The organism is Paenibacillus aceris (genome assembly GCF_017874035.1).
GTDB classification, from domain to species: domain Bacteria; phylum Bacillota; class Bacilli; order Paenibacillales; family NBRC-103111; genus Paenibacillus_E; species Paenibacillus_E aceris.
Genome location: NZ_JAGGKV010000040.1, coordinates 1 through 15136, shown reverse-complemented (window position 1 = coordinate 15136; position 15136 = coordinate 1). Strand labels below are relative to the sequence as shown.

The window sequence follows — 15136 nt, the reverse complement described above, 5'->3', positions numbered from 1 at the left end:
ATAACCTGTTTTGTTATCGCTTTCTTTTTATTTTAACAGCATTTTCGGCATAAGAAATATCGATATCTAGCATATTTGTACGTTTTTTTGATATCATTAGGGAACTCTTACCTGTGAAGGAGATGCCGTATGCATCCTGTACGTAAAATTTTCGATACGAACGATGCCTTTCCTTTCTCGTTTGCCTATAAAAACACAAAAAGCTCGCAAAGCGAGCTTCCTGACCATTTTCATGAGTGGTATGAAATTGTCTATGTGTACCGCGGCAAAGGTACGTTTTTCATCGATCACACCTTTTACGACATGAAGCAGGGCGATCTGTTCCTTATCCCCGGAAATACCATCCACCGAGCCAACCCTGACAAGGAAACACCTGTAACGTCTACCGCGGTATATTTTAGTCCCGGTATGATCCAAGCGCCGCAGCTCGGCGACTCGTTCTCCTATTTGAAGAGCTTCGAGCATGCAGCAAGGGTCCGCCATTACAAATTGGAGCTGCTGCTCCCACAGCGTCAGTATCTGGAGCTCCATTTGGAGTCGATCCAGCAAGAGCTCAGACAGTCGAGCCCTGGCCACCGCCAGGCGATCTTCTTGCAGCTGCTTCAGCTGCTGCTTTTTTTACAGCGGGATGTAGGCTCCGGTTCCATGCTGCCCGCGGGGGACACTCTTGTCGGTCCTGTTTGGATGAGAGAGATTCTGCTCTTTATCGATCAGCATTTTTGCGAGGACATCGGGCTCGCTACGCTTTCCAAGCAAGCCGCCGTCTCGCCGGCGCATTTCAGCCGCGTCTTTAAGCAGTTGATTGGCATGAACATCACCGCCTATATCATGACGAAGCGTATCATTCGGGCGAAGCAGCTGCTTGGCGAAAGTGATGTCAATATTCGACATATCGCAGAAATATGCGGGTTCGAAAGCTTACCCCATTTCCACGCGATGTTCAAAAGAGTGCTGGGCATGACGCCTGCGGCCGCCCGGAAATCGATCAGATAACATTATTTGAAATACCGCTGCAGGTACACTTTTTCACTTAAACGAGCGAAGAAACCTGACTTCTCCTTGTAGATGATGCTTTGCGAGATAAACGTATGCACCTCAATCCGCTTCAAAAAGATCAGCAGCCGATACCCGCTCCAGCCGTAAGCAGCAAGCCCGGCCAGAAAATAGCTAAAGCCATAATAATCAAAGCCCAAGGGCAGCAAGCCGGCCGTCAGCAGCACATTAAGACCAAAGTAAATCCCACCCGTGATGACTGCGCCTTTGCGATCCTCAAAATAGAGCATCAGCAGAATGTGGATAAGCATAATCGCATTTAACAGAGCCCCCAAAGCGCACAGCTTGAAAATGTCGATCACCGTTTTTTGCAGGCCGACCAGTTCCAGCAGCATCTCGCTGATAAGGATGATAAACACGGTCAGAATGCCCTGCAGCTTAGTCAATCGGTACAACTCCCGCCAGAGCACCTCCACCATACGCTTTTTGGCTTTTTGTATCATCTCTAGCGTTCCGCCGTTAGTCACGTATCCGTAGAACGTTTTATATTTATCATAGAACTCCGTTTCTACGGAAACGACAAACAAAACGAGTGATGGAATAACCGTAAGATTCGCTAAAAATACCGAGGTATCGTAAATCGGACTGTAGCGAAATGTTTCCTCGATCCGCACGCCGGACGACCCAAGCCAAATGATCATATTATGCGTCCAGACGCCAATGTTGTAGAGAAATCCCGTCCACAGGAGAGAAGGATATTTATCTACATATTGTAAAAAGCCATAAGGGTTGACCGCCGTCCTCGCAGGAAAGGCACGCAGCAGCACAAAAACCAATATTGCCATCGTGAGCAACATGCCGCAGCTAAACCCCAGCAATATATTCGTGGACTGCCTATACTGGGTGAAGCTGATCGGGTAATGAAGCAGGACAAAGACACTCCCTATGGATACCGCAGCTCCAGCCAAGAAAGCAATCGCAATCATCTTGTAATCTTTTGCCGCGGTTAAGAAAACCATCGCCAGCCAGATCTGCCCGCACATGAAAAATAAGAGAACGCTCATCACCTTATACAGGATGGACAATGGCGAGGACCAATAGAAAATGACAGCCGCAAGCAGTGAAATGCCAAAAATGATTCTGGAGATGCCTATATAGGTGGGCGTAACGACCTCCAACCGATTGTGGAAAAAATGGTCGGCCAAATACCTCGTTACGCATAGCTGCCAGCCCCCTGAAAGCATTTGGGAAAAAATAAAGCAGTACGAAACGGTGACGATAAACAATTGGCGCTGGTTGTCCTCTACATTCGCAAAATGAACAAGTATAACATTAATGAAGGCAATGCTCCCAACGGACAGTATCCAAGGACCAGCCGCTATGAAGGAAGCATACGCATAAGCGCGGACACGCAGCGACAGATAGTCGTCACGGAACAGCTTTTGGAGAGTAAATCCGATTCCCGCCATTAGGTTGCCACCTCGTCGTATAACTGCTTATAAGCATCAATAAAATGATTAATTTGATAATAGGAAGCTACACGCCTGCGGCCCACATGGCCCATATAAGTCCGTTCATCCGGAAGTGCATGCATCTTCACCATCATGTCAGCCATCGCTTTCGGATTCACCGGAGGTACGATATACCCTGCAATGCCCGCATCGTGTTCATCCTTCCCTTCAAGCAGCTCCCGGCAGCTGCCGACTTCCGTACATATCCATGGAACTCCTGCAGCCATCCCTTCAAGTACCGCCAGGGGCTGACCTTCGCTGATGCTGCTTAAAATGAGAGCATCAATATGAGGCAAATAGTCTTCAATATCAACTTTGCCGGTAAAAGCCACGATTTCCTCAAGCTGAAGATTGCGCGTTAAGGCTAAGCACTCCTGATAATAGTCAGGATCTTCGTCTGTCGGTCCCATAATCATCAGGCTCATGTTGGCAATCTCCGAACTAGCCAGTCTCGCTGCGTAGAGCAGCGTTTTGATATCCTTAATCGGTACAAGACGAACCAAGGCGCCAAAAACGATCCGATCACCGTCGTTGTTCGCCTTACGGGGCAGCAGCGAAAGCCGCTGATAATCAACGCCGTTAGGTATCACCAAGGCCTTGTCCTTAGGAGCGCCAAGCTCCAGCTGAATGCGATGAGTGCCGCCATACAGCGCAATCGTGCGGTCAGACGTACGGTAAGCCCCTTGCGACATATGGTAAAAGTAATCGATCCATCGTTTCTTAAAAGGCGGATCCACCCAGGCCGATTTCAATATTTCTTCCTCCCGCTCCCTGGCGTAGACGCCATGTTCAGTCAGCAGGAACGGCTTCCTGTGCTTCATCCGCAAATAGGTGCCGATCAAGCCCGCATATCCGGTCGAAACGGCATGATACAGGTCCGCCTCCGGATAAGCTTGCTGCAGCAAGTAAATCGCTGGCAAATACATCGATCTCCACGTCCAGAAATAGCTATTAAACGAATGATCCGGCATTTCCGTCTCGTAGGCGGAGACTAGGAAGTTCCAAAAGCTCTCGCTTTTCATAAAAGAAACAGGGTTACCGAGCTTCGCTTGATCGGCCATAAGCGGAAGAGCTTGCTCCGAGTCCCGCTGGAAACCGAACCAATCTAAACACGCTTCGGCCTCAGATTCCGACAAACGCGGAGCCCTGCCCTCCCCCAGTTTCTGGTAGTCCATAATGAACACATCGTGAATACCGGAGAGATTGGGCGGAAGCTTGTATTTGTAGTTTGCAGTATCCTTGCGGGAAGATGAGATGGCGATGATTTCAAACTCATGCTGGGGCATGGAGGAAACGAGCATCTGAATCCAACTGGCTACGCCCCCCGAAACATAGGGATAGCTCCCTTCTACGATCAAGGCAATTTTCATGGCTTACTTTCCTTCAACTGTATATTCACTGTCGGCTGGAGGGCTTCCAAATGCCATAAGCCTTCCGCGGCATCCAAGCTTGTAAGATGTCCCGCTTCTTTGGGGATCTCCGGAGTCTGATGATTCGGCACCCTTACGGTGTAATGCATGGGTATCAATTGATCTTTCGTTGTAATGGTAATGGCCTCGCTGCCGTAATGAACGTTAACCGTACCCGCTTCATAGAGACTGAACTTTTTGACCGCATCGCGAACCGTTAGTGGTTCTAGATAGGTATACGTTTTATGTAGCCACGACATCCAGCTCTCGAAGTGCTGGCTCAAATACTTCCATCCTTTTCCACCAGACCGATTAATATCGAGCGCGTCATCTGGATGAACAAAATGATTCACCATGCCGAAATTGGCGATGGCATCATTAATGAAAAACTTCTGCCCTTCATCAATGACGTACCCCGAAGAGATACGAGGAAAATTCGTAAACTGCGGCAACTCCTTGTCGACCCCAAACTCCTGTTCAAGGAACCCCTTTTCTCCCCCAACCGTGTAAAGAGAAGAAATAATGTCTACCGAGGTGACCGCCTCAGCTAACGCATGCTTGCCCGTTCTATTCATGACGTTTGATGGCGGCACATACGTCTTCAATTCGTGTCCGGGAAATAAGCTGCTGGACAGCTCTGTCAACCGCTGCAGGCTTTCCACCATTGCCGCTTTATTTGGCCAAGGGATGTATCCGAGCTCACTTTTAATCGGCTCATCCGCAGTAACAAGCGATTGATGGTTGTATCCATGCAGCCCAATCTCACCGCCAAGGCTAAGCAGCTTGGAGCCGAAATAGGGGATGAGCTTCGGCGTATTTTCCAGCAAGGAAGGAAGCGGAGGGCGGGTTTGATTTTGATAAGTACCAATCATCAGTCCCGTGTATTTCCACCCGTATAATTTCGAGAAGCGGACCATGTCTTCCCACCAAATGCGCTCATAGAAAGCCGGCGTGCTTAGGCCGAATTCTTTATGAATGAGCGGATTATCCACCTGTGGCACAGGCGAAGGAAAATCGTCAATATTTAAACTTCTGGACGCTACCTGTGAGGTCACGAGGCTGTCTAGAGCAAGACCAATGGATTGAACCATCAAGCCCCGGCCTTCTTTCTGCACGTTGGATGTCGAGTTCCAGTAAACAACTTTTCCCTGCCCGTAAGTGAATGTCCACAGCAGAGGACTCTTTTGGGCGGATAAATAAATTTGTGCTTGGGGCCTCAGTTCTACATCCAGCATATTGTTGGAAAATAGCACATTCGTCTCAGGCAGATCCGGATATCCGGGGAATACGGTTTTATTTACGGTGATGCCTTGATTTGCGCCTGTAAAATAGCCTTTATTGCTCGCAATCCCGAGCAGATCATTCCATTCAGGTGCGTAGAAGCGTGTGTAAGCAAGCAGTCGGCCGCCTTGCCGAACATATGAGCGTATCGTCTCCTGATTCAACTCGCTAATATCCTCACCTGTTAACAGAAGAGCTGTCCATGGCCCCGGTTTTATCGTAAGGATATCGTCGGCGGCTATCGTTTCCGAGTGCAGCTTGGCAAGCTCCAGCGCATGCTCCAGGTTCTCTTTGACTTTGATACCTTCTGAATCATTGGGATTCGTGTAGATGAACAGCGCAAGCTCTGCGCCTGAAGCCTCGGCATTAGCCGAACTTTTGGTTGAAAATGCCGCTTCTTTGAACAAGTACCTCGAACGAGATAAAGGAAACACATCCACGATCCGAACCGTTTGCAAAGCAATGCCGAGCATCAGCATACTAGCGGTAACGAATGAAAAAATGATCAGCTTGCGGGACACCTTGTTCCTTCATCTCCTTCCAAAACTGGATGGCAGGCAAATGTTCTTGCGGAACTTCTACATCGCTATTCCACCACAATTGGGCAAATTGGCATAAACTCTCCAGCTTTCCTTCTGCATACATGTATTCTGCCTTGGTAAGATAAATCAAATACTGACAGCCTTTCACATCAGACAGCTGCTCGGCCAAACGGATTGCCGTCATATAGTCCTTCTCCATACGCGCCAAATAGCACAGCTCTGCGGTAAACCTGGGCTCATACGGGAATTGAAGGCTGCCTCTGGCAATCCAAGCTTTAAATGTCTGTCTAACTTCAAATGCGAGCTCTTCCGTTAATAACTGGCTTTCCAAATAATAACGATACGAATCGAACAGCTCCCGCCATGCCTCCAGAGATTTATCGTTCTGCTGCAAGAGCTGCGTCCACTTTTTGATACTCCGTATATATTGCTCGTTCAAATAGTTCAGGCTCGTCGCGGCGTAATGCACCACTTCGGGATCGTCATTGCGTAGAGCTTCATGAAACAGTTCCACTTTGTTATGGCCTTCGTATTCCAATAGCGTGAACAATGCTTCTTTCTTGCCGGCATGATCGCCGGACATTAAAACTTCGCGGACAGGAATCCGATTCGACTCTTCCACTATATTGATGCGATAGCTTTCTAGAGAGTGAGGGGTGTGATAGACATACTGCTCATACTCCTCATAAAAATCATCCCGAAAGCGAAACAACAGCAGGCCCATCCAGATGAATGCTCCCACTGCAAATCCGACGCCCGGAAAAAAAAGCATTAACGTTTGCACCCACGCTACGCTGATCCGGTCTTCGGTGCGGAGGCTAACAAATTTTAGCAGGACAAAGTGGATGAAGACTAGGAGAAGATGAAGCAGTAAACAAATGGAGTACAGCTTAAAATGGATCATTTGCAGCACATCCAATGCGGAGAAAACGAGACTTCCCACTGCCGCCAGCCATGCACCTGAAGAAACATCGAAGTGTCGAGCATGTCTCGAAACTCGCATGGCTAGGCCCCCCTGTTAAAGCGATCGCGGATCCTGTCTTCAATGAGAGCAGCAAGCTCCGGGGAGGTCGCGGGAAGAAGAAACAGCAATTCACCTCTGAAGGCATCATACGATATGGCATCTTCATCACGAAGCATGAGCCGCGTAATCTCATTGATTTCCAGCAGTGCAGCGGACTCCTCCATCTCCCCCAAATCTATGGGCAGGTGCAAAAGCAAGAATTTCTGGTCGAAGTCCGATGCACGCAAGGTTTCTTCATTAAGCTTGGCGTAGAAATGCTCCGGCACCATCACTTTCGTGCCCGGGAAGTAGCGCTTCTCATTCAGCTTCTCCTCTTTCTCAAAAGCTCTCACACAGCTCTCGCCCATCCAGGTCAGAATAAGCCGGAACAAATCAAGCGTATACTTGTTCGTATTAACGAAATCCAAGCCATTCAAGCCGATGATCGCCACAATCCGGTTATTCTGATCGAGCAGCGGGCCTGCAAAGAGGGGGACATCCAAGGGCTCGCTTTCAAGGCGCATTTGAATGCTTTTCTCCTCGCGAACACGGGCGTACAGCGACGGTTTATCCAGAAACACGGTAGCCGGGTATTGGGGTTCCGAGCCGTAATACACTTTCAGCCGAAGGACATCTCCGCTGGGATTCATTCGATAAATCACGATAGAGCCTGCTTGAATAAGATCTTTGCAGAGCCTGACCGCATCTGTGAAAATGATTTCCGAATCCTCGGAATCCAGTGCCTTGGCAATTTTATAAAGAGTAAACAAGCTTTCCTGGGCTCCTATTACTTTTGTTTCCAAAGCCTTCTTCACGACATGAAGATCGTTGTAGCTCCCCTCCACTTTTGCTAGCTGCTGCTTGTTTTCCTCATATTCATCAGCAAGAATGTTGTACCGGAATCGCAGATCAGAGGAAACATGACCGACAAACAAAGCAATTCCCCAATAGCAAATGAACCATTTTGCCTGATCCCAACGATCAAACAGCCCATATAAGTCGCCATTCACCTGTATGTACGTGACGATATGCAGCAGACTTGCCCCCACTGCCGTCGCAATCCCGATCCGATTCCCATACCGAAGAGAGAAGTAAAGAATTACAAACATAAACGGATTTAGCGACCAGGATAACCAATCCAATCGATAAACCAAGGAGATGACAATGAGAGTAGCTAAAATAACCGCAAGCTCAAGCCACGCGATCCACCTTCGGTTTTGACGAAAAATCAATCAGGCTTCCTCCAAACTAACCATCGCTGGGTTTAATCACGATCGGATTATTTTTTTTCGTATAGGTTTGCAGCATTTGCGTATAAATATCATCCGTTTGAAAAGGCTTAATAAAGTAATCGTCCGCTCCGGCCATCATCGATTTCGACAATTCACCGATCGAATGCTTTGCACTCATCAGAAATATCGGTGTTCTCGTAAAGGCTTTGTCCGAACGGAGTGCTCGGCAAAAATCAAATCCGTTCATCTCAGGCATAAGCACATCCGCTAACACGACATCCGGCTCTATTTCTTTGATAGCTGGCAATGCCTGAACGGGATCTTCGAAAGCCGAGACATGCAGCCCTTTGGCTTCGAATAGCTCTTTCAAAAAATTGAGCAGTACGAAATCATCGTCCACAATGGCTAAGTGATTCATAGATGTCAGCTCCTAACGATTGGCGCGCATAATATAGCATTGCTCTGTTACGTCAACTTTATCTATATCTCTGTCATTTTTTATCATATAATGTAAGCAAATTTGGATATTAAGGAAGGACAGTATAAACGATGGGCAAGACTTGGTCATTCACGACAGCGATAGTCGTTTCTATCACGCTGTTCTCGTTTTTGTTCAAACAGCATGCACAGGCTAACGGCCCTTTTCAACATGTGAAAAATTACTCGCTTTACTATGGGAATCCTACTGTGCAGGCCATAGCCAAATTAAAGACGAAGGATCTTATTATTATTGAACCTCAACTCTTCACCAGGGAACAAATCAAGGATATCCAATCGAAGGGTACCCTTGTCATCGGTTACCTCAGCGTCATGGAGACGCCTGCCTGGAACAAGCTGCGTTCAAAAAATCTTCAGTCACAAGATTACTACTGGCAAAAGGGTGAGCGCGTCCATTTTCCACAATGGAACTCTTATTTAATGGATTTGAGGCATGCACATTATCGTGAAGTGCTCTTAGCTGAAATTCAAACCTCAATAGCGGACAAGGGGATGAATGGCGTTTTCCTGGATACCGTTGGCGATATTGATGATTATATCAAAGAGAAAACGGCCCAAACGCAAACGAGAGAAGCCTATGTGACCCTCCTCCAGAGCGTGAGCAAACAGTACCCACAGCTCTCCATCATACAAAATCGAGGCTTTGAAACGCTGGATTATTCGGCCGCTCTTATCGACGCCTTCCTTTGGGAAGACTGGCGGGCCAATTGGAAGAAAGATACCTGGATGAAGGCGAACGTGGAAAAGCTTCAAAAGGAACAGAAGAAGGGATTAACCGTTTTTTCCCTCTCATTACATAAAGAGAGCTCTCCCGGAAGAGAGGCTCGCAAGTTGAATTTTATACATATGGATGCTCCGGATGGGTACACGAAAAAAGTGTACTAAAATCCTGCTTGATACTGCATTTTATAGTAGGCAATGGTTGCTCCCAAGCCGTCCCTAAGCGTGAAAGCGGGACTCCACCCGAGTGCCTTAAGCGCTGCGCGATTATCCAACCGACTGTGAACGATGTCGCCGGTGCGGGCAGGCTCGTAGGAAGGGTTAAAGCTGCTGCCGCAAATCGAACACATTTCCTTCAAAAGATCGTTTACACTTGTTTGTTCATTGCAACTAATATTGTAAATTCCACGGCTGCCTTTGTCCAAGGCGGCCCTATTTGCGCTTACGATGTCTTTGACATAAATGAAATCCCGCGTTTGTTCCCCATTGCCATAAATGACTGGTTGCCTGCCTCCCAGAAGCTTGTCTACAAAAACGGCGACGACCCCGCCCTCTCCTTTAGGGTCCTGCCTAACACCATATACATTCGCATACCGTAGGATTGTAAAGTCCATACCATAAAGAAAAGCAAAGTTTTCTATGTAATGTTCCGGCGTATGCTTGGATATACCATAGAAGGATAACGGCCTGACCGGATGAGCTTCGTCTATGCTCAAATATTGCGGAGTCCCATACACCGCAGCAGAGGATGCGTAAATCAACTTCCTCACGCCATGCTCACGGCATTGTTCCAGCAGGGCAATGGTCCCCAAAATGTTGATTTTGGCATCCACTAAGGGATTCGTAAGCGAGGTCTGAACATCGATTTGCGCCGCGTGGTGTATGACAACCTCCGGCTGCGCAGCTGCGAACACTTCGGCAAGCCTGTGATCCAGTAAATCCCCATGGTGAAAAACGGCGCTCGCATTGACATTCTCTTTAAGCCCTGTAGACAAATTATCCAATATATGCACATGATGCCCAGCCTGAACCAAGTCATCAACGATATGCGATCCAATAAAACCGGCTCCCCCGGTAACTAGAATGTTCATGCAGACATCCCCCCAACTACTAACGTAAATGAAGCATAAAAAGTTCACTCTACAGCATTTCCTTTAATGACATAGATTACCCTCCACGGCCCTCACTCAGCCCGAAATACCGAGTCTATATCCATTCCTTCTATCTTACCAAAAAAATGCAGAAACAGCGGCATGAAAGGACAAAAAAGCAAGCCGCCTCTAACGAGATCAGCCTGCTTGGCAGGTAAAGCATTCCTTTAATTTTTTACTACACGATCATACAAAAAGTCGGCAATATGGACGGCTTCCATTTGACCTTTTTGCCCATGCTTATCAATCCCTAGCTTCATTTGCAGTAAGCAGCCGGGGTTGCTGGTCACTAGGTAACTGGCTTCGGTGGCATTCACATTAACCATTTTACCTTCAAGAATTTGATTCGCCATTTCTGGCTGCGTCACATTATAAATACCGGCTGATCCGCAACAAGAGCCCGCGTCTTTCATTTCGACAAAGGTGACATTGCCTACTTCTTTCAACAATTGTCTGGACGAATTGCTGCCTTTCATTACATTGCGCAAATGGCAGGAATCTTGATACGTCACACGGGTAGAGGCCGTACCGGCTTGGTTTTCTACGAACTGAAGCGGACGTCCCTTTTCTACCAAAATAGTTGAAATATCTTTCACCCGCGCAGCGAACCAACCCGCAGATTCCTTCCATTCCGGCTCATCATGCAGCAAATGATCGTACTCGACAAGAATCGCGCCACAACCACCGGCATTTGATACAATATAGTCTACTCCGGCTTCTTGGAAAGCGCGGATGTTGTTCTTGGCCAACATTTTGGCCTGATCGCTTTCACCGCTGTGCGCATGAAGGGCGCCGCAGCAGTTCTGAGTCTCCGGAATGACAACGTCAAAGCCTGCTTCGGACAGCAGCTTGACGGTTTTAATATTCGTTTCGGTGAACATCACATCCATCAAACAGCCCCTGAACATGCCGACAGTAGCAATCTTTTGGCCTTTGGCCGGGATGAAGGTGCCGAGAAGCTGTGTAATACCCTTTCCGGAAGCATCTGGGAGAATTTTCTCCATATCAGACAGCTGCTTGGAAAATAAGCCGACAACGCCTGTTTTTCGAACAACGGATTGCAAGCCTGATTTTTTATAAAAATGCATCCCTGAGCCCAGCAGTCGCATTTTATGCTGTGATGGGAACAGCTCTTTGAAAACCACCTTGCGCACGCCGCGTACCCACCATCTATGCTGCTTCGTATGGGTTTCAACCGCATCGCGGGCCTGCTCAATTAATTGCCCGTATTTCACATCCGCTGGACAAGCCGGCTCACACGCGCGGCAGCCCAAGCAGTGATTCATTTGATCCTCGAAGGAAATTCCCGGTTCCATGATGCCATCCACGGCTGCTTTCATAAGTGAAATGCGTCCGCGAGGAGATTCAGCCTCGATGCCTGTTTCCTTAAACGTCGGACACACAGGAAGGCAGAAGCCACAGCGCATGCAGTTCGTCAATTGATTATAATCGAGCTTCTGAATTAGCGTTTCCTGGAGAGTTGCCCCTTTAGCCACGGTCGATCACCACCCTGCGTCTGGATTCTTTGGCAAACATTTTACCTGGATTCAGTAAATGATGAGGGTCGAACACGTCTTTAATCCCTTTCATCATCGCGATGCCGCTGCTTCCTACTTTCCATTCCAAGAAAGGGGCTTTAACCAGCCCAACACCGTGCTCACCGGTAATCGTGCCTCCCAACTGGATTGCGGCTTCAAAAATTTCTTCAAAAGCGGCTTCCACTCGGTGGATTTCATCATGATCTCTTGCATCGGTGGTTGCTGTCGGGTGAAGATTGCCGTCTCCCGCATGCCCAAAGGTGCAAATCTGTACACCATGCTTCTCCGCGATTCGGTTAATCTCCAGCACCATGTCGGCAATTTTGGAGCGCGGTACGGTGGCATCCTCCAGAATCGTTGTCGGACGCAGACGCGCAAGGGCAGTGAAGGCGCTGCGTCTAGCGGTCAAAAGCTTCAGCGCTTCCTCTTGATTGCTCGCGATGCTGACTTCATCTGCCTGCTCTTCGCGGCAAATTTCCGAAATGCGGGCAATGTCCCGCTCTACCATTTCCATATCGCCATCCTGTTCAATCAGGAGGATCGCCGCCATATCCAGCGGAAGACCTAACTTCGCAAAGTCGTCCACCACGCGGATCGTCGGATTATCCATGAATTCCAGCGTTGCCGGGATGATGCGGCTTTCAATGATTTTGGAGACCGTGCGGGCTGCGCCGTATAAATCTTTGTACATAGCCAGCATCGTTTTCTTATACTTTGGCGGCGGAATCAGCTTGAGTGTAGCTTCCGTAATAACCGCCAGCGTACCCTCCGAGCCGATCAGCAGCTTCGTCAAATCATACCCGGCCACGTCCTTCATCAGCTTGCCGCCTGTGCGCATGATTTCGCCATTGGCCAATACACATTCCAACCCGATCACATAGTCTTTAGTCGTGCCGTATTTTAGACCGCGAAGACCTCCGGAGCACTCCGCTATATTCCCGCCAATAGTTGAGATAGCCATAGAGCTTGGATCAGGCGGATAAAATAAGCCCAGACTCTCAATGTGCTCGATGAATTGCTTCGTAATGATACCCGGCTGCACGGTCGCCGTCAGATTCTGCATATCAATATCAAGGATTGCGTTCATCCGGTGCATCACCATCACAATGCCGCCTTGAACGGGAACCGTTCCGCCGCAAAGATTCGTGCCGGAGCCCCTGCTGATCAACGGAATGCGGTGCTCGTTCAGCACTTTCATAATCGCGGAAACCTGCGCCGTATCCTTTGGATAAATGACGCCGTCCGGCAGCGATTGGAGCATTGGTGTTCCATCGTAAGAATGGGTAACGAGCGACTCCATATCATCTTTGAAATAAGCTTCGCCTACAATATTGAACAGTTTTTGTCTAATTTGATTATCCAGCATAGCAGCCTCCCACGGGACTATTCATGTTTACTCTATAAGTGATCATGTGATCAGATGACTTTTCTTATATTTTAGCTTATGATTGAATAGATGTATAGATCTTTTATGGGGGAATTAGCATGGCATTTCAGCAGATACGGCCGCAGAAGGGCTCGGAAATCGTAATGGGGCAGATCAAAATGCAAATTGAGACGGGAACCTATGCGCCAGGTTCCAAGCTGCCGACCGTTGTTGAGCTCGCCGCGAGCTTTCAGGTCGGGCGTTCGACGATCCGTGAAGCTTTAAGCGCGCTTAAAGCGATCGGGTGGGTCGATATCAGACACGGCGGGGGCACGTTCGTCAGCAATCCGCTGCCCGTGGACAGCACGTCCCTCTTCGATCAAAGCGAGTCGCTGCAAGAGGTGCAGGAAGTGCGAAGATTCATCGAGGCCGGCTGCGCATCACTTGCCGCAAGCCGGCGGACGGATGCCAATGTCGCGGCACTTCGGGACATTCTTCAGACGATGGAAAAGGCGCTGGGCAACGAGGAAGAAAGCGAGCAAGCCGACATTCGCTTTCACCTGGAAATCGCCAAAGCCTCCCACAATTCCCTCATGATCGGAATGATGGAGTCTTTAACAGAACGCCTGCAGGTGAGCATGAAGGCTTCTCGCCGTCTATGGTTTTTCGCTGAACGTGCATCCGCTGAAAAGCTTCTTCAAGAGCATCGTGACATTGTAGATGCCATCGATGCCCAGGATGAAACCCTTGCAGCGGATAGAATGTCGCAGCATATTCATAAAGTGGATCAAGTGATTCAGAAACTTGCCAAAATCTCCACGGACGCCTCCTTGTAGGGGCAGCCTTGAATCAAAAGCAATAGCGAGTATTCGATTGGTGGAAGCAATTGACTTACGGGAACAGCTGCAGGACGCTATTTCGGAGAAATACGGGAGTTCGCGTTCTGAAGGTGAACTACGGGATCTTGATTCAGTGGAAATGTGGCCCTATTTACTCTAAATGGGTAAATAGGGGTCTGTCGTTCCCCTTATTTAGCAAAAATCCAAATGCTCATTTCCTTTGATATATCGGGGAAATGAGCTTTCTTCTTGCGCAATGAAACGAAAAAAAAGGTAAAACCATTTATGGTTTTACCTTTTTGCGTGATGCGCGTAGAGGGACTTGAACCCCCACGGTCGCCCGCTAGATCCTAAGTCTAGTGCGTCTGCCAATTCCGCCATACGCGCGTGGTGCCGTCGAGAGGACTTGAACCCCCAACCTACTGATTACAAGTCAGTTGCTCTACCAGTTGAGCTACAACGGCATATGATGTTGTAAAAATGGTGGCTCGGGACGGAATCGAACCGCCGACACGAGGATTTTCAGTCCTCTGCTCTACCGACTGAGCTACCGAGCCTTGTTTGATTTTGGTGAAAATGGCGGAGCCGACGGGATTCGAACCCGCGGTCTCCTGCGTGACAGGCAGGCATGTTAGGCCTCTACACCACGGCTCCGCGTTAGAAAAAAGCAGTTTAAATGGTGAACGCTGACGGGATCGAACCGCCGACCCTTACCCTGTCAAGGTAATGCTCTCCCAGCTGAGCTAAGCGTTCATGATATTAAGGCAATAATAGTGACCCGTAGGGGACTCGAACCCCTGTTACCTCCGTGAAAGGGAGGTGTCTTAACCACTTGACCAACGGGCCTAACTTCCCCCAGGCGCAGCGCGCGATCGGGGGCAAAAAATACCCACAAGGGGCGAACTGCTTGGCAACGTTCTACTCTCCCAGAACCCTGCGGTTCAAGTACCATCGACGTTGGAGGGCTTAACGGTCGTGTTCGAGATGGGAACGCGTGGGTCCCCTCCGCCATCATCACCAAACAGTCAAAGCGTAGTTTGCGCCTTGAAAACT

Annotated in this window: 12 protein-coding genes, 6 tRNA genes and 1 rRNA gene; 3 read left to right on the top strand and 16 right to left on the bottom strand. The window is 48.7% G+C overall.

Annotated features, from left to right (window positions below; all coding sequences use genetic code 11):
* Positions 1-129: 129 nt before the first annotated feature.
* Entirely contained in the window at positions 130-993 is an 864-nt protein-coding gene (locus tag J2Z65_RS34000; RefSeq protein ID WP_167067428.1) for an AraC family transcriptional regulator, read from the top strand.
* A gap of 2 nt (positions 994-995) precedes the next feature.
* On the opposite strand, the gene pelG is transcribed toward J2Z65_RS34000, so the two are convergent.
* From pelG to J2Z65_RS33970, 6 genes are read right to left on the bottom strand one after another with little or no spacing between them, the layout of a single operon-like run.
* Positions 996-2462 carry an exopolysaccharide Pel transporter PelG gene (gene pelG / locus J2Z65_RS33995; protein WP_167067431.1) on the bottom strand — a complete coding sequence of 489 codons (1467 nt, stop codon included), beginning with the start codon at positions 2460-2462 and terminating at the stop codon, positions 996-998.
* Positions 2462-3874: a GT4 family glycosyltransferase PelF gene (gene pelF / locus J2Z65_RS33990; RefSeq protein ID WP_167067434.1), complete on the bottom strand. Its 1413-nt coding sequence runs from the start codon at positions 3872-3874 to the stop codon at positions 2462-2464. The genes pelG and pelF overlap by 1 nt, the downstream gene beginning before the upstream one ends.
* Positions 3871-5715, bottom strand: a complete 1845-nt coding sequence (locus J2Z65_RS33985; protein WP_167067437.1) for a DUF2194 domain-containing protein — start codon at positions 5713-5715, stop codon at positions 3871-3873. Before J2Z65_RS33985 ends, pelF begins: the two co-directional genes overlap by 4 nt.
* The gene (locus tag J2Z65_RS33980) at positions 5675-6739 is read right to left on the bottom strand and encodes a tetratricopeptide repeat protein (RefSeq protein ID WP_167067440.1); all 1065 of its coding nucleotides are present in this window, start codon (positions 6737-6739) and stop codon (positions 5675-5677) included. Before J2Z65_RS33980 ends, J2Z65_RS33985 begins: the two co-directional genes overlap by 41 nt.
* A gap of 2 nt (positions 6740-6741) precedes the next feature.
* Complete coding sequence (locus J2Z65_RS33975) at positions 6742-7971, bottom strand: hypothetical protein (RefSeq protein ID WP_167067443.1); 1230 nt, start codon at positions 7969-7971, stop codon at positions 6742-6744.
* 16 nt (positions 7972-7987) lie between these two features.
* The gene (locus J2Z65_RS33970; protein ID WP_167067446.1) at positions 7988-8389 is read right to left on the bottom strand and encodes a response regulator; all 402 of its coding nucleotides are present in this window, start codon (positions 8387-8389) and stop codon (positions 7988-7990) included.
* 131 nt (positions 8390-8520) lie between these two features.
* Here J2Z65_RS33970 and J2Z65_RS33965 point away from each other — a divergent pair, with 131 nt between their 5' ends.
* Positions 8521-9354, top strand: a complete 834-nt coding sequence (locus J2Z65_RS33965; protein ID WP_167067449.1) for a glycoside hydrolase family 191 protein — start codon at positions 8521-8523, stop codon at positions 9352-9354.
* Here J2Z65_RS33965 and J2Z65_RS33960 read toward each other — a convergent pair.
* The 3 genes from J2Z65_RS33960 to J2Z65_RS33950 all read right to left on the bottom strand — a co-directional run bounded on the left by J2Z65_RS33960 (position 9351) and on the right by J2Z65_RS33950 (position 13244).
* On the bottom strand, positions 9351-10280 hold the full coding sequence (locus J2Z65_RS33960) for an NAD-dependent epimerase/dehydratase family protein (protein WP_167067452.1): 930 nt from the start codon (positions 10278-10280) through the stop codon (positions 9351-9353). The genes J2Z65_RS33965 and J2Z65_RS33960 overlap by 4 nt on opposite strands.
* A 227-nt stretch (positions 10281-10507) precedes the next feature.
* Complete coding sequence (locus J2Z65_RS33955) at positions 10508-11767, bottom strand: (Fe-S)-binding protein (RefSeq protein WP_167067508.1); 1260 nt, start codon at positions 11765-11767, stop codon at positions 10508-10510.
* A 61-nt stretch (positions 11768-11828) separates the two neighbouring features.
* Entirely contained in the window at positions 11829-13244 is a 1416-nt protein-coding gene (locus J2Z65_RS33950) for an FAD-linked oxidase C-terminal domain-containing protein (protein ID WP_167067454.1), read from the bottom strand.
* 119 nt (positions 13245-13363) lie between these two features.
* Between J2Z65_RS33950 and J2Z65_RS33945 the strand changes: the two genes are divergently transcribed.
* Complete coding sequence (locus J2Z65_RS33945) at positions 13364-14080, top strand: FadR/GntR family transcriptional regulator (protein WP_167067495.1); 717 nt, start codon at positions 13364-13366, stop codon at positions 14078-14080.
* 310 nt (positions 14081-14390) lie between these two features.
* Here the strand turns inward: J2Z65_RS33945 and J2Z65_RS33940 are convergent.
* The 7 genes from J2Z65_RS33940 to rrf all read right to left on the bottom strand — a co-directional run bounded on the left by J2Z65_RS33940 (position 14391) and on the right by rrf (position 15105).
* Positions 14391-14470 (bottom strand) — tRNA-Leu (locus J2Z65_RS33940).
* Position 14471: 1 nt separating this feature from the next.
* Positions 14472-14547: transfer RNA gene (locus J2Z65_RS33935), tRNA-Thr, on the bottom strand.
* Between the two features lie 17 nt (positions 14548-14564).
* A tRNA-Phe gene (locus tag J2Z65_RS33930) sits at positions 14565-14640 on the bottom strand.
* Between the two features lie 20 nt (positions 14641-14660).
* Positions 14661-14737, bottom strand: a tRNA-Asp gene (locus tag J2Z65_RS33925).
* Positions 14738-14760: 23 nt separating this feature from the next.
* Positions 14761-14836, bottom strand: a tRNA-Val gene (locus tag J2Z65_RS33920).
* 21 nt (positions 14837-14857) lie between these two features.
* Positions 14858-14929, bottom strand: a tRNA-Glu gene (locus J2Z65_RS33915).
* Between the two features lie 59 nt (positions 14930-14988).
* Positions 14989-15105, bottom strand: a 5S ribosomal RNA gene (rrf, locus tag J2Z65_RS33910).
* Between the last annotated feature and the right edge of the window lie 31 nt (positions 15106-15136).

Bases quoted from the DNA above. Each gene is read 5' to 3' on its own strand.
- J2Z65_RS33950 (WP_167067454.1), bottom strand. From the start codon at position 13,244: ATGCTGGATAATCAAATTAGACAAAAACTGTTCAATATTGTAGGCGAA.
- pelF (WP_167067434.1), bottom strand. From the start codon at position 3,874: ATGAAAATTGCCTTGATCGTAGAAGGGAGCTATCCCTATGTTTCGGGG.
- J2Z65_RS33965 (WP_167067449.1), top strand. From the start codon at position 8,521: ATGGGCAAGACTTGGTCATTCACGACAGCGATAGTCGTTTCTATCACG.
- J2Z65_RS34000 (WP_167067428.1), top strand. From the start codon at position 130: ATGCATCCTGTACGTAAAATTTTCGATACGAACGATGCCTTTCCTTTC.
- J2Z65_RS33970 (WP_167067446.1), bottom strand. From the start codon at position 8,389: ATGAATCACTTAGCCATTGTGGACGATGATTTCGTACTGCTCAATTTT.
- J2Z65_RS33980 (WP_167067440.1), bottom strand. From the start codon at position 6,739: ATGCGAGTTTCGAGACATGCTCGACACTTCGATGTTTCTTCAGGTGCA.
- J2Z65_RS33945 (WP_167067495.1), top strand. From the start codon at position 13,364: ATGGCATTTCAGCAGATACGGCCGCAGAAGGGCTCGGAAATCGTAATG.
- pelG (WP_167067431.1), bottom strand. From the start codon at position 2,462: ATGGCGGGAATCGGATTTACTCTCCAAAAGCTGTTCCGTGACGACTAT.
- J2Z65_RS33960 (WP_167067452.1), bottom strand. From the start codon at position 10,280: ATGAACATTCTAGTTACCGGGGGAGCCGGTTTTATTGGATCGCATATC.
- J2Z65_RS33955 (WP_167067508.1), bottom strand. From the start codon at position 11,767: ATGCGCTGTGGCTTCTGCCTTCCTGTGTGTCCGACGTTTAAGGAAACA.